Origin of the sequence: Clostridium sp. AF27-2AA, assembly GCF_003478505.1 — a bacterium.
Classification (GTDB): domain Bacteria; phylum Bacillota; class Clostridia; order Lachnospirales; family Lachnospiraceae; genus Brotaphodocola.
The window spans coordinates 14,327-38,239 of sequence record NZ_QUFI01000012.1; the positions used below are offsets into that span (position 1 = coordinate 14,327).

The window sequence follows — 23,913 nt, forward strand, 5'->3', positions numbered from 1 at the left end:
GAAGCAGCATGAAACATCATAATATGAGAGCGCGATATGAAGCGGCGGAAACGCTTCTGACGAAACATACTCGCACTGCCGTGTTAAATGGAAATCCGAAAATCCACTGGAATGCGGACGGCACCGCGTTTCAGTATGAACGGCAGGAGCGTTCCGGCAGCGAAGTTACCTCTGTTCTGGCAGAAGTGAATGGAATGGATGGAACAAGAAAGATGATACAGAAAGCAGAGAAAGCAGGGCAGGCGGCAAATGCCGGCTCTGCTTCCGGCTGCTCTGAGGAAAGAGCGGTAACTATGTCTCCGGATGGTGCTTACCATCTTTCTTACGATCGGCATAACCTGATTCTGACCGAACAAAAAACCGGGGAGCAGAGCCAGCTTACCTTTGACGGGGAACCGGATCTGGAATATGGATGCTACATTGACATTTACAGTCAGATCACCGTAAAACGTCAGGGATATCAGGAGCATCCCCAGGTACTCTGGAGCCCGGATGGCACCCGGTTCATCACCTATCGCGCAGACCGGAGAACTACGAAAAAGCTTCCGCTGATCGCATCCTACTCAGACGGGCTTCATGATCTGCGCCCGGAGCTTTACGAGTATCCGTGCCCCTTTGTAACCGATAGTGATGAGGAGATTCCGCACTACAGCCTGTATATTGGTTCCTTAGCGGACAAAACACTGGTGAAGGCAGATGCTCCGGATTTCCTTTATCCGGTATTTACCTCCCCAGAGAAATCGACTGTCAAATGGATGGAGGACAGCCGCCATTTCTATTTTACCTGGATTGCGAGAGGCTACCAGGAGGCTTGCCTTTATCTCGGTGACGCACAAAACGGAAGCTACCATGTCGTGATCCGTGAGACAACGGAGCAGTTTTTCAACCTCGGCGCTTTCGGGCTGCTGGACGGCTACGGAAGCTATCTGTTTTCCAACTTTATTACCAGTGACAGAGCTTACGCTTTCTGGCAGAGTGAGCGAAATGGCTTTGCCCATCTTTACCGCTACCGCCTGACAGAAAACGAAAGCGTCTGTGAAGGAGATCTCTTTGACGCATCTGAGAAAGAACTGATCGTTCAGAAGCTGATCCGTGTCGACGAGCAGGATAAACAGATCTACTTTATGGCAAACAATGTTCCAGACTGTTCGGATCCCATGTATTATCAGCTCTACCGCATCGGATTTGACGGAAGCGGCCTGACACGCCTGACGCCGGAGGATGCCGTTCATCAGGTCAGCATGGGTAGCCAATCCTTCGTGGACACGTATTCCCGCGTGGATCTTCCACCAGTCACGGTTCTTCGGAAGCTGGATGGCACGCTAATCTGCGAACTGGAAAAAGCAGATATTTCAAATCTGTTAAAGCTGGGCTATCAGATTCCAGAGCGGATCACACTGACTGCCGCAGATGGAAAAACAACGCTATATGGTATTTTCTTCCGGCCGGATCCGGTTGTCGCTGACTGTCAGGAAGAAGAGACAGCCGAAGGCCTGGATTTTGAATTGCGACAGCAGAAAGATCGAAAAGATTCCTGGCCGCTCATCGACTATATTTACGGCGGTGCGCAGCTTTACAACGTTCCGAGAGAGTTTACCTGGGACAATGGCATGAACCGGGAGATATTTGGCGGTCTGCAGTCTTTCGCAAAGCTCGGTTTTGCCGGACTGATTCTGGACGGCCGGGGCGTTCCGGGCCGGGGTATGGAATTCCACAGCTTCAGCTATCACAACATTCATGCCTGCGCAGGCCTGGCTGATCATGTATTTTGTTTAAAAGAATTAAAACAGCGGTATCCGCAGATTGACCTGGGCCGCGTTGGCATGTGGGGCAATTCTGCCGGTGGCTACGCAACCGTATCAGCTATGCTTCAGTACCCGGGGGTGTACTGCGCCGGTGTGGCATCCTCCGGAAACTATGACCAGCGTGTGTATGAGCATTCCTGGACGGAGCGCTACAACGGACTTTATACGGAAGAGGTTTACCAGTACGGCGATATTACCCGCCTGGCAGGAAATCTGAAAGGGCATCTGATGTTGGCCTACGGTGCCATGGATGACAATGTGACCATGGCACAGACGCTCCGCCTCTGTGATGAGCTGAATGCCCACAATAAGCGTTATGAGCTGGTGGTTCTGCCAAGATGCAATCACAATGTGCCATCCGATGCGTATTTTGTGCGCAGGAAGATGGATTACTTTGTACGCAATCTTCTTGGAGCAGAAGATCCGGGAATTTTTGAAGAATAAACGCAGGGAAAAGGAGTTCAGACAGTATGAATAAAAAATACCAGGTTCTGCGATGCGGGCGTCTTTATGATGGTGTAACGCAGGAGTGGAAGAGCAGTCAGAGTATTCTGGTAGAAGATCATCTCATTGTGGAAGTCGGCAGCAATGTTTCCGTACCGGAGGGCGCGAACGTGATTGATCTCACGGACTGCCAGGTAACACCTGGAATGATCGATGCCCATATGCATATGGACTATTTTGACTGGCATACCGTGCGGGAGGAGGTATACACCCAGAGCGAGGAGGCCAAGACACTGGCCATTGCGCGTTGCGCGGAAAAAGCGCTGCGCCGGGGCTTTACCACCGTACGCCACGTTGGCGGTATCACCAGCAACGGATATGGCGTTCTGGATGTAAAACGCGCCATTGAGAAGGGATATTTCCCGGGAAGCCGCATTGTGGCGGCACCGATGTTTCTGTGTTCTGCCGGCAGCCACGGGGATCTCAGCCAGGACTTTGCGAGAAATCCGCTGTTATCCCAGAAGCTTCAGCAGGAGCGACTGACTCTGGGTGTCGGAAAGGATTATTTTGTCAATGCAGTACGGGAACAGGTAAAATACGGCTCTGATTTTCTGAAGATCATGGCTACCGGAGGGTTTTTCACACCTTACGATACACCGATCCAGCAGCAGCTCAATGATGAGGAATTAAAGGCCATCATGGACACGGCCCACGCACTGGGAAAAACCGTAACAGCCCATGTATACACGAATGAACTGATGCAGAAGCTGATTGCCTTCGGTATTGATGGAATGGAACACGGAAGCCTGATGAACCGCGAAACGGCGCAGCTGATCGAAGATGAGGGCCTGTATCTGGTCCCGACCTTCTGTCCTTACGAGGAAGCGGTTCATTATGATCCGGAAGAGATGAAGAAAAAGCAGCCGGAATTCCGACGGAAGCTGGAACTGTATAAGAATGCGCTCCAGGCGGGACGCGAAGTCATCTGCAGCAGTAAGATCAAATTAGGCTATGGAACCGATTTTGTAGCGAACCATCAGAACTATGAGAGTGGTTACGAATATGAAGCCTGGTTAAACAGCGGAATGAATCCATTTGCCGCATTAAAGGCCGCAACATCCGTCAATGCGGACATTTTACAGTTGTCTGACAAGATTGGAACCATAGAACCTGGAAAATATGCCGATATTTCTGCCTGGAAACGGGATCTCATGCACGACACGAAAGCATTGCTGGACTGCGCGTTTGTCATGAAAGACGGAAAGGTGTACGAGACGGAAAGCTGTCTGAATTAATATGTAACATACGCAAAAAGGAGCAGGTGCAGTTTGGAAGCGCGGCTCCTTTTTATATATCCGTAACTATTTTCTGAATATTCGGGAATATGGGATTGCGGATCTATCCCATCTGCGGTAGGATAGAACATGGAAATGAAGAATCATGAAATGAAGGATATACTTTATGATAAACAAAGAGTTGCCGGAGGCTATCCGGCTGGAACAGCGGTTTCATATAGAAAGAATTCGTCAGAAATACGGTCATGTACTATCTTCGCATGCATTTGCGAGCCTGTTTCTCTGGAAAGAACAGATGAAACTGCAGATTGTGCCAGAGGATGACGCGTTTTTTGTAAAGACCGGTCTGGAGGGCTCTGATGTCTGGTTCTTTCCCTGTGGGCAAAAACGTGATACACTAGAGTTTATAGAACAGCATATGGATAACCCGTCGTTTGGCATGGTTTATCTGAGAGAAGAAGATAAGTGCATGCTGGAATCATGCTTTCCGGGCCGTTTTTTTTGTTCTCCTATGCCTGAGTCCGATGAATATATTTTTGACCGTACAGAACTGGAGCAGCTTTCCGGTCCCAAATTCGCAAACGTCCGCAATCAGGTGAATCGGCTGTTTCGGGAGCATGAGATTTGGTGCAGGCCTTATACGGAATGTGATGAATCCGCTGTATGGGATTTTCTGAACCATCTGGAAGGAATAACACATCGTCCTGGTTATCATATGCTGACAGACAGTCAGGTTCCTCAGACGGCCATGACATACAGGACGGAGCTTGGCCTGCATCTTGTCACGGTGTGGGCGGATGGTATTTTAAGCGGAATCAGCATGGGATTTCCGCTTACCGGAGATACCATGGACGGATGTGTGGAACGCCACCTTCCTTCCATCCACGGGCTTTCCTGCTTTACCCAGATGTCCTTAATCCGGGAGGCACCGCCGCGGTACCGCTATATGAATGGAGAAGAGGATCTGGGCCTTTCTGGTCTTCGGACCATGAAACACCATATGAATCCCTGCCGGATGAACCGAATCTGGCGTGCTGATATCAAACATACGTAAAGGATAACAATATGAACACACAAAGAAAAGATATTTTTTCAGACAAAATGTTTCGGAAATTGTGGATTCCATCCATGCTGACCGCGGTCGGACTGGCCTTTGGAGATATGGCAGACGCGGTTGTAGTCGGCCAGAAGATGGGAGCGGTCGGACTGGCAGCAGTCAGTCTGGTACTTCCGGTTTTTATGGTCATTAACATTTTTGTACACGGCTTTGGAATTGGCGGCTCGGTCCGCTATTCCAAATATGTCGGACAGGGACACGGGCAGGAGGCCGTTGCCTCTTTTAATCAGATCTTTGCGTTGATTCTGCTGATCTCCATATTCTGTTCAGCAGCAGGAAATCTTTTTCTGTCCCCGCTTTTACGGCTTCTTGGTGTACAGCCAGGGGACGGACTGGTGTATGAGGCCTGCAGGGAATATGTGCGTGTGATTCTGTATGGTATGCCAGTCCTGTTTTCTTCTTATCTGCTGAATTACTATCTTCGCAATGATAATAACCAGAATCTTGCGGTAGTCGGTTTTACCGTTGGAAATCTTTCGGATCTTGGCATGAATATTCTGTTTGTGCTGATCCTCGATATGGGAGTTTTGGGTGCCGCCATTTCCACAGTGCTTGGACAGGCCATTGCCATCTGCATCTATCTGCCCGGCTTTTTCGGAAAGCGGAATCTTTTGCGTTTTCAGCCGAAGCAGATGCTGCAGATTCAGTGGAAGGAATGCTTTTCCTGCTTCTTTGTCGGATTGTCCAGCTCCATTGAGCATTTCTGGCATTTTATTTTTTTCCTGATCATCAACCATGCATTGATGTATTATGCGGGAGAGAATGGTGTTGCGGTATTTGACATGGTTCAGAATATGTCCTTCCTGATCTTTTATCTGTATGAATATACCGCCAAAGCTATGCAGCCGCTGCTCAGTACTTATTATGGAGAGCATAATCGGGGAGGAATTTACTATGTACTGAAAAAGGGTCTGATATCTGGCTCTGTCTGCGGTATTACGGTTGCCCTGCTTCTGGCTGCATTTCCATCTGCCGTCAGCCTCCTGTTTGGTTTAGACAGCCCGGAGCTGATTGCAATGGGCAACCAGGCAGTCCGGATTTTCTGCATTGGTACGGCTGCAGCAGGCTGCAGTATCATTCTGGAAAATTATTATCAGTCCTGTGAAGATGGAAAACCGGCATACCTGCTCTCTACCCTTCGCAGTGCCATTGTGCTGATTCCGGCAGCCCTGGTCCTGATTCCATTTGGAATGCCGTACCTGTGGCTGTTTTATCCGCTTACCGAGTTTCTTTCCCTGGGCATTTTCCTGCTTCTGGCGAAACGTGTGGAGCGGAAACCCTTTGATCCAGAACGAATCTATAGCAGGATCATAGAAAACAAGAACGAGGACTTTTCCAGTCTTCTAGGTGAGATAGAAGCCTTCAGTGAAAAATGGGACGCGGATGCCAGACAGATTTTTCTGGTGAATATGGCGGCGGAAGAGCTTTGCGGAATTATTTTGAAACGGGCTTTCACCGGGCAGCAGGCCGGATTTTTACAGATTACCCTGGTTGCCCTTCCAAACCATGAATTCGAACTTCATATCCGCGATAATGGGCAGGCCTTTGATCCGTTTTCCCAGAAAGCAGAAAAAGTAGGCAATGCTGATTCCGACGTGGATACCATTGGCATTCTGGTCATCCGGGAAAAGGCAAAGGATTTCTTCTATCATCAGTATCAGGGATTTAATACCCTGGTCGTACGTATCTGAGGAGGACAGTTTCATGAAACACAAATTGAGCAGACGAATTGGAGTTCTGGCCATCTTTATGGCATTCGTTCTGGCGGTGGCTGCCTGCGCAGTCAGCTATCGTGTTTACACAAGCACCATTACAGAGCACTATAATACCATGGCGCGGAACCTGTCGGAAACCCTTGTTACGGCGGTGGACAAACAGGACGTTACAGTTCTGCGAGAACAGGTTATGGGTATTTACCGTACAATCTGCAGTGAATATGGCGGAACAATTCCCTTTGATACCTTCTCTGAATCAGACTGGGATGCTTATTACAGCCGTTTCCGTGAAGTGGAATCCCTGCCGGAATATCAGAAACTGCATTCGAACCTTCTGGAATACGGAAGAAAGAACCAGACCAGTTCTATTTACATCGGTTATACGGATATTGACACCGGATATGGCGTCTATCTGATCGATGGTTCCGGTGAGGGAAAGGAAAGCCCAATCGGAACCGCAGATCCGGTTGAGCCGGTTACTTATGCGGAGATCCAGAAAGGTAACTATGGTTTTCCACCCAACATTACCAATTATCCGGAGTATGGCTGGCTCTGTTCGGTTGGTACCGGAATCTATGCAGACGATGGTTCCATCATCGGTACTCTGTGTATTGACATTTCCATGGATGACGTGAAAATGGATGGTTATACCTTCCTTGGTTCTCTCGGAATTCTGATGCTGTTTGCTGCGGTGGTTCTGCTCGCTCTGATCATTTACACCATGAACCGCATGGTGGTCATGCCAATTAACCGTCTGGCAGAAGCAGCAGCTTCGTTTGTATCCGAGCGAAAAGAAGATAAGCAGGAATCCGTCATTGCAAAGGCTGAAGTTCATACTGGAGATGAAATCGAGAATCTGTATGATTCCATGAAAAAAATGGAGCTGGATATCAATACCTATATTCGTGACCTGACCACGATCACTGCGGAAAGGGAACGTATCAGCGCGGAACTGGATGTTGCAAAGACCATACAGGCCAGTATGCTTCCCTGTATATTTCCTGCCTTTCCAAACCGCCATGAATTCGATATTTACGCATCTATGACTCCGGCCAAGGAGGTCGGCGGAGATTTTTACGACTTCTTCCTAATTGATCCGGATCATTTTGCCATGGTCATTGCGGATGTATCCGGTAAGGGAATCCCTGCCGCGCTGTTTATGGTGGTTTCCAGAACCATGATCAAAAACACAGCTCTGAGCGGCTGTTCCCCGGCAGAAATTCTGGCCAGCGTCAATAACCAGCTCTATGAAAATAATGAGGCAAATATGTTTGTTACCGTCTGGATCGGAATTCTGACGATTTCGACCGGAAACGTTGTCTGTTCCAATGCCGGACATGAATTCCCGGCAATCCGCCACAATGGTTCCTATGAACTGCTCAAAGACAAGCATGGACTGGTTATCGGAGTTATGGAGGATATGCAATACAGTGAATATGAGATTAAATTGGAACCTGGCGATCAGATTTTTGTATACACAGATGGCGTGCCAGAGGCAACCAACGCAAAGGATGAACTGTTTGGCACAGACCGCATGACCGACCTGCTGAATGAGTATGCAGACGAAACTCCGGATCCGTTGTTAATACATGTCAAAGCCGGAATCGACGAATTTGTCGGAGACGCTCCGCAGTTTGATGACCTGACCATGTTATCCCTGTTTTATCGCGGGAATCAGCCGCAATAAGAATTCGGCACCTTCACAGTTATGAGAGGAGAAGAATATGACACAGCGAACATTTGATGCAGTCAGAGAAAATCTTGATCAGGTACTTACCTTTCTTGATAGTCAGCTGGAAAACTGGGACTGTCCCATGCGTGTTCAGATGCAGCTGGATGTGGCGGTCGAAGAACTTTTTGTAAATATTGCAAGCTACGCATATGTGGATAAAACCGGAATTGCCGATATCACAATAGAACTTTTGCCCGGTCAGGTTGTCCAGATTACCTTCCGGGACAGCGGCATTCCCTACAACCCGTTAGAGAAACCAGATCCAGATATAACAAAACCGGCAGAAGAACGGGAGATAGGCGGTCTTGGCATTTATATCGTAAAGAAAAGCATGGATGAAGTGCTTTACCGGTATGAAGATGGACAAAACATCCTGACAATCCGAAAAGCATTTTAAAAACATCAATGAGACGGTAAGAGAGATTTTTGAAGTCACCGGATTTTTGGATATCCTTACGGTTGAATAATATATAAAAACGGATTATTTGAAAGATTGCACACATAGTCTGATGAAAAGAGAGTGTTTTCAAACTATTCGCGAAAGAATACTTTAACGAATAATTGACAAAGAAAACGGGACATGGTAACCTGTATATGGTTTCTGGTGTCCTGTTTTTTATGGGAACTAATTTTAAAATATTTAGAAAGGAACTCTCACTTCCATGAAACTTCAGAGACTTTTAAGCCTGCTGCGTCAGGCAATTGATCAGTATAACATGATTGAGGATGGAGATCATGTTGCCATTGGTATTTCCGGCGGTAAAGACAGCCTGACGCTTTTATATGGCCTTGCTAATCTTCAGAGGTTTTATCCAAAATCGTTTCGTCTTTCTGCTATTACCGTTGATATGGGTCTTGATACCATGGATTTGGAAACCGTAAAGGCCCTTTGCGCGGGTTTTAACGTCCCATATGAGGTAATTCCCACTGAGATCGGTAAAATCCTTTTTGAGGCGCGTAAAGAGTCCAATCCGTGTGCTCTGTGCGCCAAAATGCGGAAAGGTGCCCTGAACCAGAAGGCAATGGAGCTCGGCTGCAACAAAATCGCCTATGCGCACCATAAGGATGATATCATCGAAACTGCCATGATGTCCCTGCTGTATGAGGGACGTTTCTACGCTTTCCCACCGGTCACGCATCTGGACCGTACCGACCTGACCGTGATTCGGCCGTTGATGCTGGTATCAGAGGCCGATGTAAAGGGATTTCGGAATAAATACCAGCTTCCTGTCTGCAAAAATCCATGCCCAATGGACGGTCATACACACCGGGAATACGTGAAAAACCTGATTCGAGGTCTGAATACGGACAGTCCGGGAGTTCGCGACCGGCTTTTCCATGCAGTCATTACCGGAAATATTGACGGATGGCCGAAGCATTCTATTTGATATAACATGTTAGACTGGCATAAGAAAGGACTCCGAAAAATGGCTAATATTCCCTATTACGAACAAAAAGACATTGAGAACATAAAAAAACTACGGGAAATGATGAAAGAACTCCCGCCATTCTGCACAGAATTTTTCCGTGGAATCGAACCGCGTACATCTACAAGAACGCGGATTGCGTACGCATACGATCTCTCCGTCTTTTTTGATTTTCTGAAAAAAGAAAATCCGGTGTTTTCCAAAATGGAACTGATGGATTTCACATTGGACCATCTGGATCAGATTACGGTAACAGATCTGGAAGAATATATGGAATACCTGAAATACCGTTTTAATGATCACAATCAGGAAATCACCAACAAAGAGCGCGGCATCATGCGGAAAATTTCTTCTTTAAAAAGCTTTTATAATTACTTTTTCCGCACGGAAAAACTCAAGACCAATCCTGCTGCCCTCGTCCAGCTCCCAAAGCTCCACGAAAAAGAAATCATCCGTCTGGATGTAGACGAGGTAGCCCTGCTGCTGGATGCCGTAGAGCAGGGAGACGGATTAACTGAGAAGCAGAAAGCCTTCCACAACCGCACCCGTCTTCGCGACCTTGCCATGCTGACCCTGCTGCTCGGAACCGGTATTCGTGTTTCGGAATGTGTTGGTCTGGATATCAATGATGTGGACTTTAAAAACGGAGGCATTCACATTCACCGAAAAGGCGGTAAAGAAGTCACCGTATATTTTGGAGCCGAGGTGGAAAATGCCCTCCAGGACTATCTGGATGAGCGCTTTGGAATTGTTGCGGAAGAAGGCAGCGAAAACGCACTCTTCCTCTCGCTCCAGAGAAAGCGCATGAATGTGCGCAGCGTAGAAAATCTGGTAAAAAAATACGCTAAGATTGTCACACCTCTTAAGAAAATTACACCGCACAAACTACGCAGCACCTACGGCACCAATTTGTACCGGGAAACCGGTGATATCTATCTGGTAGCTGATGTCTTGGGGCATTCTGATGTCAATACCACGAAAAAGCATTATGCGGCCCTGGAGGATGAACGGCGTAGAAGCGCGCGGAATGCGGTGAAATTGCGGGAAAGTTAACTTTTCCCGCAATCTCTTTTCATTAACGTGAAAAAAAATCCCAATTATACGGCGTTGATATCATAGCCTCATCCGTTCTCTGATCCATGTTCGCATAACAATAGTTTTTAATCTGGTCAATGTCTTTAGTTCTAAGCAATTCTTTTAATGTTTCATTTTTTTTAATATGTAGAAATGAATTTTGTTCAAAAGGGGAAATTGAACGCACTACATTGGAATCTTTTGAACAATAAACATATAAATCTTGATTATCGTGAGTCATAGCTTTCCACATTGTATATTGTCCTTCAAAGATTATTACCTGTATCAATGAATGATCAAATGCATGATCTTCAATTTGTTCTATAGTGCTCGGAATAACAACAATACGAGCATTTTTGCAAGACATAAAAGCATGTGTGTAAATAAGTACCAGCCGGCTCCTGCGGAAAGAAATATATAAGATATTTGTCTTGGACCCTATCTGATTGAAAAAGTCCAATTAGACCAGGATGCCCAATATATTTTCCACGCCAGTCAGTGTACAGATTTCCTCTTATATCTGTAGCAGATTTTAAAACGCCAGTATAATTTCGAATCCAATGCATTTTTCCCTCCGGTAATGAATTTTTTATTGATATAGTAATGCAATTTTTCACATCACTTTATTTATATCATCCTAAATGAATTTTACATATATGATGGCACTATGATGCAACAAACGTGATACAAACTTGCAACAAAAAAAGAGGCAGCAAATTTGCGCCTCAATGTGTTTATATTTTTCTGAGTATTTTAATGTCCGGTGGAATTTACCCTTGCACTGGAATTTAAAATTTCAAGTCAGCGTTCTCTGTCATCATATGATCCTCCTTTTGAAATCCGAATTCCATACTAAGAATGGTGCTGCCTTACACAACACCATTTTATTTGTTTATCGTTTTTGATTCAATTCTTGATATTCCGGTAATCTCTTTATAAACCCAGTGAATTCCGGAACCGTGAAATCAAGTTCTTTATATTTGACAGCATAAATGATTCCTTTATTAATTAGCTGTGCTCGCGAAGTTGATATTGCTTTTACCTCTCGCTTCATAATTGCAGCCACATTAGAAATAGTACAAGGTAATTTTTCACAAGCAACCATTGCAAAGATGAATTTTTTGTCAGACTCTGTACATCTTTCATATCTCACCTTGAAAAAGCCAGTATCTAAAATTTTGAAAAATTCAGATATGCTATTTTTCACATCACTCAAATGCACTATATCTCCGTTGACACTTTGAAATACAATTTGGCACAACTGTTGTACAAAAAACGGATACCCTTTAGTGATGTCTATGATTTTTTTCACTGCGTCATCATCATATGTTACATGCAATTTTTCCGCTGGCTTTCTAATTGCCTCTGCACATTGCTTATCTTCCAAAGATCCAATTTCTTTATAGATAAATAATCTTTCTGAATAAGATTTAGCTTCCGATAACATCGCATAAATTTTGGGAAGTCCAGCGCCGACTAACATAATTGGATATCCTAGCTGGTTTACTCTGTGCAATGCAGCAATTAGAGCACTCAGTTCTTCTCTCTTCATGTACTGGATTTCATCAATGAAGAAACAAATTGGAGAATCTGTGTTTGAGGCAATTTCTCCTAACGTCGTAAATACATCAGTTAAACTCTGTGTCAAATTGGTTGATGTGTATAATTCCTTATCTTGAACCGAAAGTGAAAATGAATTGTTATTTGGGTCAAAAGATACCACTAATGCTTTAATTGCGTCAAGTGAAGTTTGAACCAACGATTTAACTTTCTCTTTTACACTAATTCTTCTCAAAAATGCCTGTGAACAGCTAGCAATTTGAGAAATAAAATCATTTCGTTCTTCCACTTCAATATGCTTGCAAAAAATCTGTCTATCTTCTGCAACTTCTTGTAGTTTGTTAATCAAGACTGTTTTTCCTACGCCTCTTAAACCACTAAAAATCACAGATTGTGTTGGTATTTTTAAACATAAGGCATCAAATAGATGTTCCATTTCTTTAATATCTGAGTCTCTACCTGCTAGGTAGGTCGGCATCAATCCTGCTCCTGGTCTATAAGGATTTACTTTGAACATTTTACCACCTCCATTGATATTATCTCATGTAAAAGCATAATAGTCAATACAATTCCGCCTAAAAGTATTTATCAAAACTTCAAAGTATTAAAAAGTATCTTTATTCTATTAGAAGTTGTCGGAAGTTTGAAAACTTGTAAAACTTTCAAAAGTAAATTCCATCCTCCGCATGCCCATCGATTACAAAGTTTCTTTTTCATAGTATATATTCTCCTTTCCATCAATCAATATCATGAAAACTGTACTTTATTTTCGCCCATAAAACCACTCTATCACCATATCCGGACAATAAAAAATGTACTTTATTTTTTATGACATAAAATTTTCTATCAAACAAAAAGGAAGCCGTCGTTTTGGCTTCCTTTTTGTTTAAATAAAGTGGCGCTGTTTTCGTCTGTAACCTTTACAAAATGAGCACGATTCCATATGGCGTTTTTCGTAATATAATTTACACACTTTACTTGACAAACTCATTTTAATTCTGGAAACAGTTTCTCAAATTCTTCATGCAATGTCCCATTCCTTAAGGGTTTGCCACAGCGTCTCGATGGTCTGCGTTTTCTGCTCATTTTCCATTAATAGAACCGTTTATAACAACATATCTTTCACGCATTTACTCCGATAGTCACTCGGCGATATTTTGTATCTTTCTTTAAATGTTCGGTTAAACGTTCTTTGACTTTCAAATCCACTATCCAGACAAATATTTGTAATAGAATCCCTCGTATTTTCCAAACGACAACATGCGTAGTTTAACCTTGCATCATTAAGATATTGATTGAAATTTCTATGGAATATTTGAGAAAAAAGCCTAGATAAGACATATTTGCTTACCCCCAGATCTTTTGCCATCTCTTCCAGCGAAAACTTTTTTTGAAATTTGCTGATATATAGGAAACCGTCTGGTAAATCAGATCCCTGCTCCCCACATTACTCTTTTCTACCAAATTCAATTTTCCCATGCAACGTGCTAACATAATCTGAAGATATGCCTGTGCAACAGTTATATCTGGCTGTTCTGTCTCTAAAATTGCATTTATAACTCTATATACCTCTTGTTCAACCTTTTCCGCTTTGATAATCGGATATTCGATTTCATGTAAAATCCCTCTTTTTCTTTTGTTTGTGAATGATCATCCTCTTAGAAATCATCTTCATCATCACTGTCGAAGTCATCATCCTCGTCATCATCGAAATCGCCGGCATCTCCAAAAATTGCTTCATGTTCTTCTTTGTCCGTGCACATCATTTCATCCCACAAAAATTTTTCTGTATCATTTAATTTTTTGTTTTTATCCCAAATATTCCAACTCATAACGTGTCCTCCTCTGGATTTAATGATTTGTTAACCTTGATGGTTATATCATAGCAGACATGGTGTCCTATAAATTGCACATGTCCTATAAAATCACCATCAGATAAGTTATACATTCATGACCCTTCTTCAAACCAGTGCTCATCAAAATAGATAATGAAAAATGCACTAGAAAAGAACAAGATTCCTTAATTGCTATGGTGAAATGCGGAGAACTCCCATGTACCATTGGAAATGTTGCAATTATTCTTAAAACAAAAAGCTCATCTATATCTTCTACACGTGCCCAACTTATTAGTAAGGGTATTATCTGTTCAACACATCATGCTGAAATAGACTTTACAGTCCCTTTGTTTGATGAATATTTAAGAAGAATCAATCCAGATTTGAAAATTGGAAAATAATAATATGAAAGCTGCTGGTTATTGATCAGCAGCTTTTGTTCCTCTTCTCTGTAAATTACATTCAATTTACTGAAACTGTACTTTATTTTCTCCCATAAAATCACTCTCCCACTACATACAGGCAATAAAAAATGTACTTTATTCTGTTGCGAAATAAAGTACATTCTGAAATAAAGTACATTCTGAAATAAAGTACATTTTGAAATTTTTGTACTTTATGCTATAATCATTTATCTAAGCCATTTATGAACCAATAACTATAAAGTACAAATTTTTTTACTTTAAATTTATCTAAATCTGTTCTTAAGGTATACTGGTAACGTGTGAAATTTTGTAAAAATGAGAGGAACTCAGATATGAAAGGAATTTTATATGGAGTAGGGGTTGGACCAGGAGATCCGCGCCTTATGACTTATCTTGCAGTTGAAACAATCAGACGCTGCCCGGTAATCGCGGTTCCGGCGGATGGCAAGGAAAACGCAGTTGCTTATCGGATTGCAAGCGGCATTGTAAAAGATATTGACAGCAAGGAATGTATTAATCTTACAACACCTATGACAAAAGACAAAGCAGTATTAAATGCAGCCTATCAGACTGCCGCAGACCGAATTATCGAAAAGCTGGATCAGGGAAAAAATGTTGCCTGCCTTACATTGGGTGATCCAACGATCTACAGCACATACATCTATATTCATCGTATCGTAAGAACCCGTGGATTTGCCGCCCAGATCATCAACGGTGTTCCATCTTTTTGTGCAGTCAGTGCCCGTCTGGAAGACAGTCTTGTAGACCGGTCAGAGCAGCTTCATATCATTCCGTCCACTTATGGTGTTGAAGAAGCATTAAAATATCCTGGAACCAAGGTTTTCATGAAAGCCGCATCCAAAATGCCACTGGTAAGGGAAGTATTAAAACGCTGCAATGTGAAATGCCAAATGATTGAAAATTGCGGAATGCCAAATGAGCATATTTACCACGATCTGGATGATATTCCAGAGCATGCAAGCTATTATTCTATTATTGTTGTGAAAGAAGAACATCATGATTGAATTACAAAACCTGTCCAAACAGTATGATCGGTTTCTTGCAGTTGACAATCTGAATCTTACCATTGGAGATGGAGAATTTTTTGGTCTTCTTGGTCCAAATGGTGCGGGAAAGACCACGACCATCAGCATGTTGTCTACACTCCTGCTGCCGACAACCGGAACGATTTGGATCAATGGAGAACTTTTGACCAGAAAGAACGATCGATTAAAAAGAAAACTTAGCGTTGTAACACAGGAATATTCTATGCGCCAGGATATGACGATGGACGAAATCATGGAATACCAGGGGCGTCTTTACTATATGCCATTGAAAAAAATACGGGAACGCTCAGAAGAATTACTGGACTTTTGCGGACTTTTGGATTATCGGAAACGAACGGTTAGAAAGCTGTCTGGCGGAATGAAGCGTAAACTGATGGTATGCCGTGCCTTATTGACGGAGCCAGAGATACTGCTGCTGGATGAACCGACGGCCGGGATGGATGCACTGGCTCGCAGGCAGATGTGGAATCTGTTAAAAAAACTTAACCATCAGAATCTGACAATTCTTCTGACAACCCACTATATGGAGGAGGCAGAATTGCTCTGTGACCGTGTTGGATTCATGTGCCACGGTGTTCTGGAAGAAACTGATACGCCAAAACATCTGATTGAAATGCTTGGGTGTTATACTGTAGATGCAACGGAACCAGATGGTGTCAAAAGCCATTATTTTTCCGGAAAGGAGGAAGCAATCCGGTATCTCACCGACTCTCCATATGAGACGGCACTTCGCAGCACCACGCTGGAAGATGTCTTTCTGGAACATGTCGGTAAAGCCATGGATCGCGGATGATTATGGGAATTCTTACAGTGTTATGGGAAAAATGGGTTGAATTCCGCCATAACTTTTTCAAAATCACCTCGGCAGCCATGATTGCTCCCCTCATGTACATTCTGGTATTCGGCTTTGGTGTTCAGACGATATCACACGGACAGTCTTACCTGAATTTTCTGATTCCGGGCGTGGTAGCTTTGACTAGCATGAATGGAAGCTTCAATGCAATTGCACAGACATTGAATGTACAGCGTCTGTATGAAAAAGCATTTGATCAGGTTATGATTTCTCCAACTCCGCTATGGCAATTTATAGCAGGGCAGATTATTGGTGGAAGCCTGCGCGGGGTCTATGCGGGAAGTATGATCATTCTGATGATCCTGCCTCTGAAAACCGGGCTTTGCTTTAATGGCTGGTCCTTTTTATTTATGTTTCTGAATGGAGCCGTATTCTCTACGATTGGTGTTGTTGTATCTTTTTATGCAAAAAACCATGCCGATGTACCGCGATTCTCCAACTATGTGATCATGCCGATGTCCTATCTGTGCAATACTTTTTTCTCTGCCCAGAATATGCCAGATGGAATTCGACAGCTGGTCAGTTACCTTCCATTATCACAGACAAGCGCAGCTTTACGCCAGGTTGCGAATCATGAAGCATTTTCTTTTTCAGGAATTCTAATTCTGATTCTGTATCTGGCAAGCTTTTCCGCCGCAGCGTCCTGGTTCTTATATAAAAAGAAAAATCTGTGATTGCATTACAGTTGTTTTACTTCCATTAGCAGTTCTTCTGCTGCTTTTCTCGGATTTTCTGCTTTCATGATTGCAGATACCACTGCAATGCCGTCTGCGCCGCTTCCCTTTAAGATATCCAGATTGGAAAGATTCAGACCGCCAATGGCAACAACCGGAATCGGTACGGCTTTGCAGATAGCAGACAATGTGGAAACTTCTGTCAGTACGGTAGTAACCTTGGTGGTTGTCGGGTAAATAGCTCCAACCCCAAGGTAATCGGCACCGTCCTGGTATGCTTTCCTGGCAGCCTCCACGGTTTTTGCGGTGGCACCAACAATTTTATCCGGACCAAGGAGACGCCGTACTTTCGCCACAGGAAGGTCTGAGGCACCCACATGAACTCCGGCTGCTCCGCAGGCCATGGCTACATCCACGCGGTCATCAATGATCAGGGGAATCTGGTAGCGGTCGGTAATTTCGCGGACTTTGCATGCTTTCTCCAGATAATCACGCCCGCCAGTATTCTTTTCTCTAAGCTGTACGAGTGTTACGCCACCTTTACAGGCGTCCTCCACCGTACGCAAAAAAGATTCTTCTGTATGATAAGTGCTGTCAGTTACCAAATATAAGCTCACATTCAGATTGTTCATATTCAAATCCTCTTTTCCATTTCATTTATAATGTTTCCACATTCTGCCGTCAAAACTCCTGCAGCCTGGCCTTTTCAAGAAGCGTCTCATCTGTCATGGCATAAACCTCATCCAGAAGTGCTGTCTGGAAGCTTCCTGGACCTTTTGAAATCTCTGCTGCAAGCTCTCCGGAAATTCCCATTGCGACAGCCGCCAGAAGCGCTGCTGCTGTTCCGTAAGACACTTTTGTTTTATCCGGTATTATGGAAGATGTTTCAAAGATACCAGATTTTGTAAAAATTGCCTTACTGCCCGGAAGATAAGCAGCGGTCAGCGCACCTACCATGCAGCCGGTACCGGTAACACCGGATAAGGCTGCATGACCATTCGATACCAGAAATGCGTTTTCAGCATCCGCTATCAGATCCTTTTTTCCTGTCGCCATAACAGTACAGTTCAGGTGTTTCGCAAGATGCCTTGCGGTTTCACAGTACCACGCCTGATTTTCCACGGAAACAGCGTCCTGACTTCCGGCATCGATTCCGGTTCCATGATACGGAAGTTCTGCGGCTGCCAGGATCTCAGAAATGTTTCCTTTGATAACAGAGAAAACGCCTTGAGAAAGCAGCTGCTTAGCAAAGCTGCGCCGAAGCTGACTGCACGTAACGCCTACGAGATCCAGAAGAACTGGTATATTCTTCCTGTTTGCCGTACTTAACGCACGCTGCATGGAAATAATGCGGGCATCAGTAATATTTCCCAGATTCAGCATCAGGGCCGAAGAAACTTCTGTGATCTCTTCCACCTCTTCCGGATGCTCTGCCATGATTGGACGTGCGCCCACAGCCAGAATCATATTGGCACAGTCATGGATGGAAATGGGATTGGTAATGCAGTGAATCAGAGGAGCTGAGTTTTTAGTAAACTCTCGAATTTCTGGTATACCCGGTTTCTGTGTCAGCACCTTCTGCGCTTTTTCTGTGATTTTTGTCATAAACTTTTGCACCAAGACTTTCTTGAAATTTTGCGAGCATTCCCGTCTGGCTTAATGCCTTCAGAAATACGTAGGCCGCAATACCGCCCATAATGGTAGCGGAAATAAACATAGGGGTATAATAAAACGCGTTCAGTCCCTCTCTTCCCATCAAAAAAGCCATGACTGGATAGGATACCAGGGAACCAATGATTCCGGTTCCAAAGATCTCACCAAATACCGCACAGATGATCTTGCCTTTTGAGGCACGGTAGAACACACCGGATAAAAAGGCACCAAAAACAGCTCCGGTCAGAGCTAATGGCGGAATTCCCATAAACATCATGCGAATCACACCAATCATGCAGGCACAGAGCAGAGAATACCAGGGACCCATAAATACAGAACAGGTAATGTTGATCAGATGCGCGGTAGGACACATACCTTCTATTCGCAGAATCGGTGAGATTACCACACCAATGGCTACCATCATAGCCAGAAATACCATACGAAACGTTTTCATTCTTTGTTTTTCCATTTTCAATCTTAAATCCTCCTGTTTTTCCGGGATTTCTGTCACTGGACAAGAATGCATGCTGTTCCGTAAAGCGACAGTGATCCCTTGTTCGGTCGAAGTTCCATTACTTCCTCTCACTCCGAAAACACGGATTCCCATCGCTATGTAAATTCCTTCTGCCATGGCTGCAGGGCGCTCCCCCTCCGACCATCTTTAACAGCGGAATATGGTTATCAAAGAATTCCGCTGTGCAGTTGGATATTATGTTTCATAAGACACAATTTCCGTAAAACAAAAATGCGTCCTCCGGACAATGCCAGAAGACGCACTCTTATATTCTGCTTCCCTCCGTTGGCATTACCCAAATCAGGTACGGTCGAAGATTTATCTTCCTCTCAGCCTGTCGCACAGGCTCCCGCGCTTATGATTTTCATTTCTGTATGTAAGCATAACACAGAGCCCCTGTCCTGTCAACAGCAGAAAAGTCCGCGCAAAGTCAGAATCACCGTCACAAATTCCGCACAGGGAAAAGCAAGCCATACACCATTCATCCCAATCTACTGCCCAGCCTTCCCTGTATTTTTTCCAAGCTGCCAGAATGCCACAGCGCTGGCAGCAGCCACGTTCAGGGAATCTACGCCATGAGCCATGGGAATACGAATTGTATAGTCACAGTCTGAGATGGTGTTTCTGGCAAGTCCGTCTCCCTCTGTTCCAAGGACGATGGCCAGCTTTTCTTCTGCGAGTATGGATGGATCATCAATACAGACAGACTGATCTGTTAAAGCCATGGCTGCAGTTTTAAAGCCAAGTTTATCCAACTGCTCCATAGCAGGATGTGGCCAGGCATGATTCCGGTCGAATATGGTCCATGGAATCTGAAATACAGTCCCCATGCTGACCCGGACAGCTCTTCGATATAATGGATCACTGCAGCCAGAAGTAAGAAGTACGGCACCCATATTCAGTGCTGCAGCAGATCGGAATATAGCTCCGATATTGGTGGGATTTACAATATTCTCCAGAATCGCAATGCGTTTTGCTCCGGAACAGACATCCGCAACAGAAGGAAGGTGGCGGCGGCGCATTGCACACAAAAGCCCTCTAGTCAGGGCAAAGCCGGTTATCTGCGTAAGCACCTCCATGGAGGCCGTATATACCGGAATATCACCGCACCGGTTAATAAAAGCGGCAGAAGAACCGTGAAGTTCGCCTTCTTCTACCAGGACAGAGATGGGATCATAACCGGCATCCAGTGCACGTCCGGCCACAATCGGACTCTCAGCAATAAAAATACCGGGAGCCGGTTCATAATAATGCAGCAGCTGATTCTCCGAAAAGCGGGAGTAAAGTTCTAGTTCCGGCAGCTGCAGATCTGTTACATGTATGACGTTTGTATATGGCATTGAACATTCCTCACTCAGATTTGATAAAAACAAATCCTATTATAACTAATGCCTGTGCCATATGCAAGAAAGATTCTGCCGGTTACTCCGCAAAGTAGACCACTGTGAGATATTCTCCGGAATGGATCTGCTCGGATTTAAGACCGTTCATGCGCTTTAACTCCTCCACATACTCTGTTCTGGAATAGCCGCTTCCCACACGGTACTGCTCTGCCAGATCCCAAAGACTATCTCCCTTGTGCAGCTGTACACTGGTGTAGTAACGTTTTAGTTCCGGAAGCTGTGCCTCCTCCGCTCTGGCATTCAACAGCGTATGTCCGAAAAAGCCGGAACAAAATGCAAGGATCATCAATAGAATGATGGTGAAATTGCGGAGCCTGCGCTTTCCATGGTTTCTTGTTTTCATAAAAGATTCCCCCTTGTCTGGATTTCCGAACGTACGTTTGCTATGACACGATTATAGAATAAGAACATACGTTTGTCAATATCGTTTTTTATAAAATCCGAACAAAAGTTTGCTTTTTGTAAAAAGGTGTGTTACTATATTATTATCAGAAAATCCCGTTACTGTCCGCACTTCATATGAACAGTAACGAATACATCCATACGGAGGAAATATTATGGGTCATGGTAAGATCAGCGCAAAACAGCAGGAAATTTTAACATATATCAAGGAATGTATTTTAAAGAAGGGCTATCCGCCTGCAGTCCGGGAAATCTGTGAGGCGGTTCAGTTAAAATCCACTTCATCTGTCCACTCCCACCTGGAGTCTCTGGAAGCCAACGGCTATATCCGGAGAGATCCGACTAAGCCGCGTGCCATCGAAATTCTGGATGACGAATTTGCGATGAACCGCCGTGAGATGGTTCAGGTGCCCATGATCGGCACCGTAGCAGCCGGAGAACCGATTCTGGCGCAGGAGCACATCGAGGACTACTTCCCAATCCCTGCAGAAATTCTGCCGAACGCAGATACGTTTATGCTTAAGGTAAAAGGTGAAAGCATGATCAATGCAGGCATCTTTGACGGTGACCAGGTTATTGTAGAACAGACCAATACTGCAGAGAATGGGGAGATTGTTGTTGCGTTGGTGGACGATTCTGCCACTGTGAAACGCTTTTATAAGGAAAACGGTCATTATCGTCTGCAGCCGGAGAACGACTCCATGAATCCGATCATTGTAGATCATGTGGAAATCCTCGGCAGGGTTATCGGTCTCTTCCGTATGATGGCCTGATCACAGTTCCAGGATTTCAAAAAATAAGCTGACGGGGTTTTATCATGCATAACAAAAGGGGCTTCCCATCATTCGATGAGAAGCCTTTTATATTTGCTGTAATGAGTTTCGTTTTCTATTATGCCAGAAACAGGCACCAGAGAGGAACCGTAACCATGGAAAGTAGGGTAGACAGCACCACGCATTTGGTGGCGAACACTTCATCCTTTCCATATTTTGCCGCAAGCACAGCGGTGACACTGGCAGACGGCATACCGGACAATACTACAGATACACCGGTAACAAGGCTGTCCACTTGCGCAAAGTGACATGCCAGATACACCAGAAACGGAATAAAAAACAGGCGGATAAAGCTGTAATAGACCGTATCCTTTTCCGGAAGGGAGCGAAACGGCACTTCTGCCAGAATTGTTCCTACCAGCGACATGGCCAGAAAGGTGTTTCCACCTGCGATGTTTTTAATGGTCAGGCTGAGAAAACCCTGAACCGGGATCTGAAATACCATGATCAGCATGCCGATTACCACAGAAACAATGCAGGGATGCGTAGATACCTTCTTAATCAGGGTTTTCATGTCCGGAGCCTGTGTAAAATATGTCAGGCCGATGGACCACATAAAAGTACGCTGGGGAATGGTATAAATGGATGCATATAAAAGTCCCATACTGCCGAAAATGCCTTCCGCAATAGGATTGCCAAGAATGCCGGCATTCGAACATATGGTTGCGTATTGAAGTACCTTCTTGCGTTCATCCGGGAAACCCGGGTAGAGAATCATGCCAAGCAGCCACGCTCCCACCTGAATTCCTGCGGCTACCACAATCACAACTATACAGCTCACCAGAATCTGATGGTTAAATTCAATCTGGAATGATTTGATGATACTGGCCGGAAGTGTTACATATAAGACCAGATCCGTCAGCAGGCTTTTTCCCTCGTCGCTGATCATTCCTGCTTTTCGGAAAATGTATCCAAGAATCATAATGGTAAACAGCATACCCTGCATTTCAAATAATCCTGTAAAATCCATAAGCTTCTCCTGTGGCCCCCATTAGCAGACCATTCTGTTTATTTTTGTAAAAAGAATTTTATCTTTTCCTATCATAATACAGCCATTTATCTTCGTCAAATATCCTTTTTTGATGTCTGTTATAACTAAAATTTTATGAGTTCACTAAATGTTCACCATTTTGAAGAAAACTTAATAAAAAATCAATGGCTTTTTCGATTGCTTTGTAGTAAACTCTTGATTGTTGGTTCCCAGGTTTGGAATCGACAGAGAAAGATCAGAGGAGTGATATATTATGAAAAAAGCATTATTAATCACTGCTATCGCAGCAGTTTCCATCAGCGCAGCAGCATGTTCCAGCAAAAAGCCCGCAGAAACAACTGCAGCTCCGGTAGAGACCACCGCAGCAGAAACCACAACAGCGGCAGAAACCAACGAGGATTACACCAGCGGTATCATCACTGCCATCGACGGAGATGTACTTACCGTAAAAGATGATTATGATGATGAAGAAAGAAAATATGATATTTCCGGCGCTGATGTAACCAACGAATTCCCGCTCACTGAGGGTGACTGGGTTGACATTACCTTCCAGGCTGACAGCACAGAGGATCCGGTTCTGGCTATCGCAGTAGAGGTTACTTCTTCCGTATTAGAGCAGACCATGGATCCGGTTGCGGAAGGAACGATTAAAGAGGTTGCTTCCGATACCATGACTCTTGAGGTCGATGGTGAGGAATATAAGATTCTGACCGGCAATGCCTATGTTGTAGGAAAGGACGGAATCAAAGCTGACGCAGACGCAGAGGTTACTTACCTTGGCGATCTGGATGATGAGCCGCTGGCAATCAAGATCGTTATGGCTGACGCAAAAGATTCTGACGATGCTAAGATCAATGCATTCGTAGGTAAGGTTGCCCAGATCGGCGAAGATGGTGATCATATCGTTCTGGAGGCACAGACCGGCGATTTCTTTACTTTTGTTTCTGACGATACTGATTTCAGCCAGTATGCAGAGGGTGATACCCTTCAGATTCAGTATGATGGTTCCATCAATGACAAAGAGATCCAGGTAGTAAAAATCACCAAAAAGTAATCTTCCATTCCATATTGCAGATTCAAAAAGACCGCCACAT

The 23,913-nt window shown here is 44.3% G+C and carries 21 protein-coding genes, 1 pseudogene and 1 riboswitch; of the genes and pseudogenes, 13 read left to right on the forward strand and 9 right to left on the reverse strand.

Translation table 11 applies throughout. The features are described 5' to 3' along the window. Positions 1-8: 8 nt before the first annotated feature. From DWY84_RS08440 to DWY84_RS08475, 8 genes are all read left to right on the forward strand, one after another. On the forward strand, positions 9-2,249 hold the full coding sequence (locus DWY84_RS08440) for a DPP IV N-terminal domain-containing protein (protein ID WP_118532313.1): 2,241 nt from the start codon (positions 9-11) through the stop codon (positions 2,247-2,249). A 26-nt stretch (positions 2,250-2,275) separates the two neighbouring features. Then, entirely contained in the window at positions 2,276-3,544 is a 1,269-nt protein-coding gene (locus DWY84_RS08445; RefSeq protein WP_118532315.1) for an amidohydrolase family protein, read from the forward strand. A gap of 166 nt (positions 3,545-3,710) precedes the next feature. Continuing rightward, positions 3,711-4,598, forward strand: coding sequence for a phosphatidylglycerol lysyltransferase domain-containing protein (locus DWY84_RS08450; protein ID WP_118532317.1), 888 nt, complete (start codon positions 3,711-3,713; stop codon positions 4,596-4,598). Positions 4,599-4,609: 11 nt separating this feature from the next. After that, entirely contained in the window at positions 4,610-6,352 is a 1,743-nt protein-coding gene (locus DWY84_RS08455) for an MATE family efflux transporter (RefSeq protein ID WP_118532319.1), read from the forward strand. Between the two features lie 13 nt (positions 6,353-6,365). Beyond that, positions 6,366-8,063, forward strand: a complete 1,698-nt coding sequence (locus tag DWY84_RS08460) for a PP2C family protein-serine/threonine phosphatase (protein ID WP_182434932.1) — start codon at positions 6,366-6,368, stop codon at positions 8,061-8,063. Positions 8,064-8,100: 37 nt separating this feature from the next. Then, on the forward strand, positions 8,101-8,505 hold the full coding sequence (locus DWY84_RS08465) for an ATP-binding protein (RefSeq protein WP_118532323.1): 405 nt from the start codon (positions 8,101-8,103) through the stop codon (positions 8,503-8,505). Positions 8,506-8,770: 265 nt separating this feature from the next. Continuing rightward, the gene (locus tag DWY84_RS08470) at positions 8,771-9,496 is read left to right on the forward strand and encodes a tRNA 2-thiocytidine biosynthesis TtcA family protein (protein ID WP_118532325.1); all 726 of its coding nucleotides are present in this window, start codon (positions 8,771-8,773) and stop codon (positions 9,494-9,496) included. A 39-nt stretch (positions 9,497-9,535) separates the two neighbouring features. Continuing rightward, entirely contained in the window at positions 9,536-10,588 is a 1,053-nt protein-coding gene (locus tag DWY84_RS08475) for a tyrosine-type recombinase/integrase (RefSeq protein WP_118532327.1), read from the forward strand. Between the two features lie 913 nt (positions 10,589-11,501). Here the strand turns inward: DWY84_RS08475 and DWY84_RS08485 are convergent. The 3 genes and pseudogenes from DWY84_RS08485 to DWY84_RS17400 form a co-directional block, all read right to left on the reverse strand. Then, positions 11,502-12,686, reverse strand: a complete 1,185-nt coding sequence (locus DWY84_RS08485; RefSeq protein ID WP_118532331.1) for an ATP-binding protein — start codon at positions 12,684-12,686, stop codon at positions 11,502-11,504. Positions 12,687-13,274: 588 nt separating this feature from the next. Continuing rightward, positions 13,275-13,777 (reverse strand): annotated as a pseudogene (locus DWY84_RS08490) (AraC family transcriptional regulator); the annotation flags it as partial. 50 nt (positions 13,778-13,827) lie between these two features. Further along, entirely contained in the window at positions 13,828-14,001 is a 174-nt protein-coding gene (locus tag DWY84_RS17400) for a hypothetical protein (protein WP_182434933.1), read from the reverse strand. Positions 14,002-14,761: 760 nt separating this feature from the next. Between DWY84_RS17400 and cobI the strand changes: the two genes are divergently transcribed. The 3 genes from cobI to DWY84_RS08505 are packed head-to-tail and all read left to right on the forward strand — an operon-like array spanning position 14,762 to position 17,023. Next, positions 14,762-15,454, forward strand: coding sequence for a precorrin-2 C(20)-methyltransferase (gene cobI / locus DWY84_RS08495; protein WP_118532334.1), 693 nt, complete (start codon positions 14,762-14,764; stop codon positions 15,452-15,454). Further along, positions 15,447-16,289 carry an ABC transporter ATP-binding protein gene (locus DWY84_RS08500; RefSeq protein WP_118532336.1) on the forward strand — a complete coding sequence of 281 codons (843 nt, stop codon included), beginning with the start codon at positions 15,447-15,449 and terminating at the stop codon, positions 16,287-16,289. Before cobI ends, DWY84_RS08500 begins: the two co-directional genes overlap by 8 nt. A 2-nt stretch (positions 16,290-16,291) precedes the next feature. Then, on the forward strand, positions 16,292-17,023 hold the full coding sequence (locus DWY84_RS08505) for an ABC transporter permease (protein WP_118532462.1): 732 nt from the start codon (positions 16,292-16,294) through the stop codon (positions 17,021-17,023). Positions 17,024-17,028: 5 nt separating this feature from the next. On the opposite strand, the gene thiE is transcribed toward DWY84_RS08505, so the two are convergent. From thiE to DWY84_RS08530, 5 genes are all read right to left on the reverse strand, one after another. After that, on the reverse strand, positions 17,029-17,655 hold the full coding sequence (gene thiE / locus DWY84_RS08510) for a thiamine phosphate synthase (protein WP_118532338.1): 627 nt from the start codon (positions 17,653-17,655) through the stop codon (positions 17,029-17,031). Between the two features lie 49 nt (positions 17,656-17,704). Next, the gene (thiM, locus tag DWY84_RS08515) at positions 17,705-18,628 is read right to left on the reverse strand and encodes a hydroxyethylthiazole kinase (RefSeq protein ID WP_118532340.1); all 924 of its coding nucleotides are present in this window, start codon (positions 18,626-18,628) and stop codon (positions 17,705-17,707) included. Then, positions 18,552-19,145, reverse strand: a complete 594-nt coding sequence (gene thiW, locus DWY84_RS08520; RefSeq protein ID WP_118532464.1) for an energy coupling factor transporter S component ThiW — start codon at positions 19,143-19,145, stop codon at positions 18,552-18,554. The genes thiM and thiW overlap by 77 nt, the downstream gene beginning before the upstream one ends. Before the next feature lie 304 nt (positions 19,146-19,449). Further along, positions 19,450-19,553, reverse strand: a riboswitch (TPP riboswitch). A gap of 128 nt (positions 19,554-19,681) precedes the next feature. Beyond that, the gene (locus DWY84_RS08525; protein ID WP_118532342.1) at positions 19,682-20,530 is read right to left on the reverse strand and encodes an RNA methyltransferase; all 849 of its coding nucleotides are present in this window, start codon (positions 20,528-20,530) and stop codon (positions 19,682-19,684) included. Positions 20,531-20,612: 82 nt separating this feature from the next. After that, the gene (locus tag DWY84_RS08530; RefSeq protein ID WP_243024801.1) at positions 20,613-20,936 is read right to left on the reverse strand and encodes a LysM peptidoglycan-binding domain-containing protein; all 324 of its coding nucleotides are present in this window, start codon (positions 20,934-20,936) and stop codon (positions 20,613-20,615) included. 214 nt (positions 20,937-21,150) lie between these two features. On the opposite strand from DWY84_RS08530, the gene lexA reads away from it, so the two are divergent. Then, entirely contained in the window at positions 21,151-21,768 is a 618-nt protein-coding gene (gene lexA, locus DWY84_RS08535) for a transcriptional repressor LexA (RefSeq protein WP_118532344.1), read from the forward strand. A gap of 118 nt (positions 21,769-21,886) precedes the next feature. Here the strand turns inward: lexA and DWY84_RS08540 are convergent, their stop codons facing one another. Then, complete coding sequence (locus DWY84_RS08540; protein ID WP_118532346.1) at positions 21,887-22,798, reverse strand: AEC family transporter; 912 nt, start codon at positions 22,796-22,798, stop codon at positions 21,887-21,889. 274 nt (positions 22,799-23,072) lie between these two features. Between DWY84_RS08540 and DWY84_RS08545 the strand changes: the two genes are divergently transcribed. Then, complete coding sequence (locus DWY84_RS08545) at positions 23,073-23,873, forward strand: hypothetical protein (protein WP_118532348.1); 801 nt, start codon at positions 23,073-23,075, stop codon at positions 23,871-23,873. Positions 23,874-23,913 lie beyond the last annotated feature (40 nt).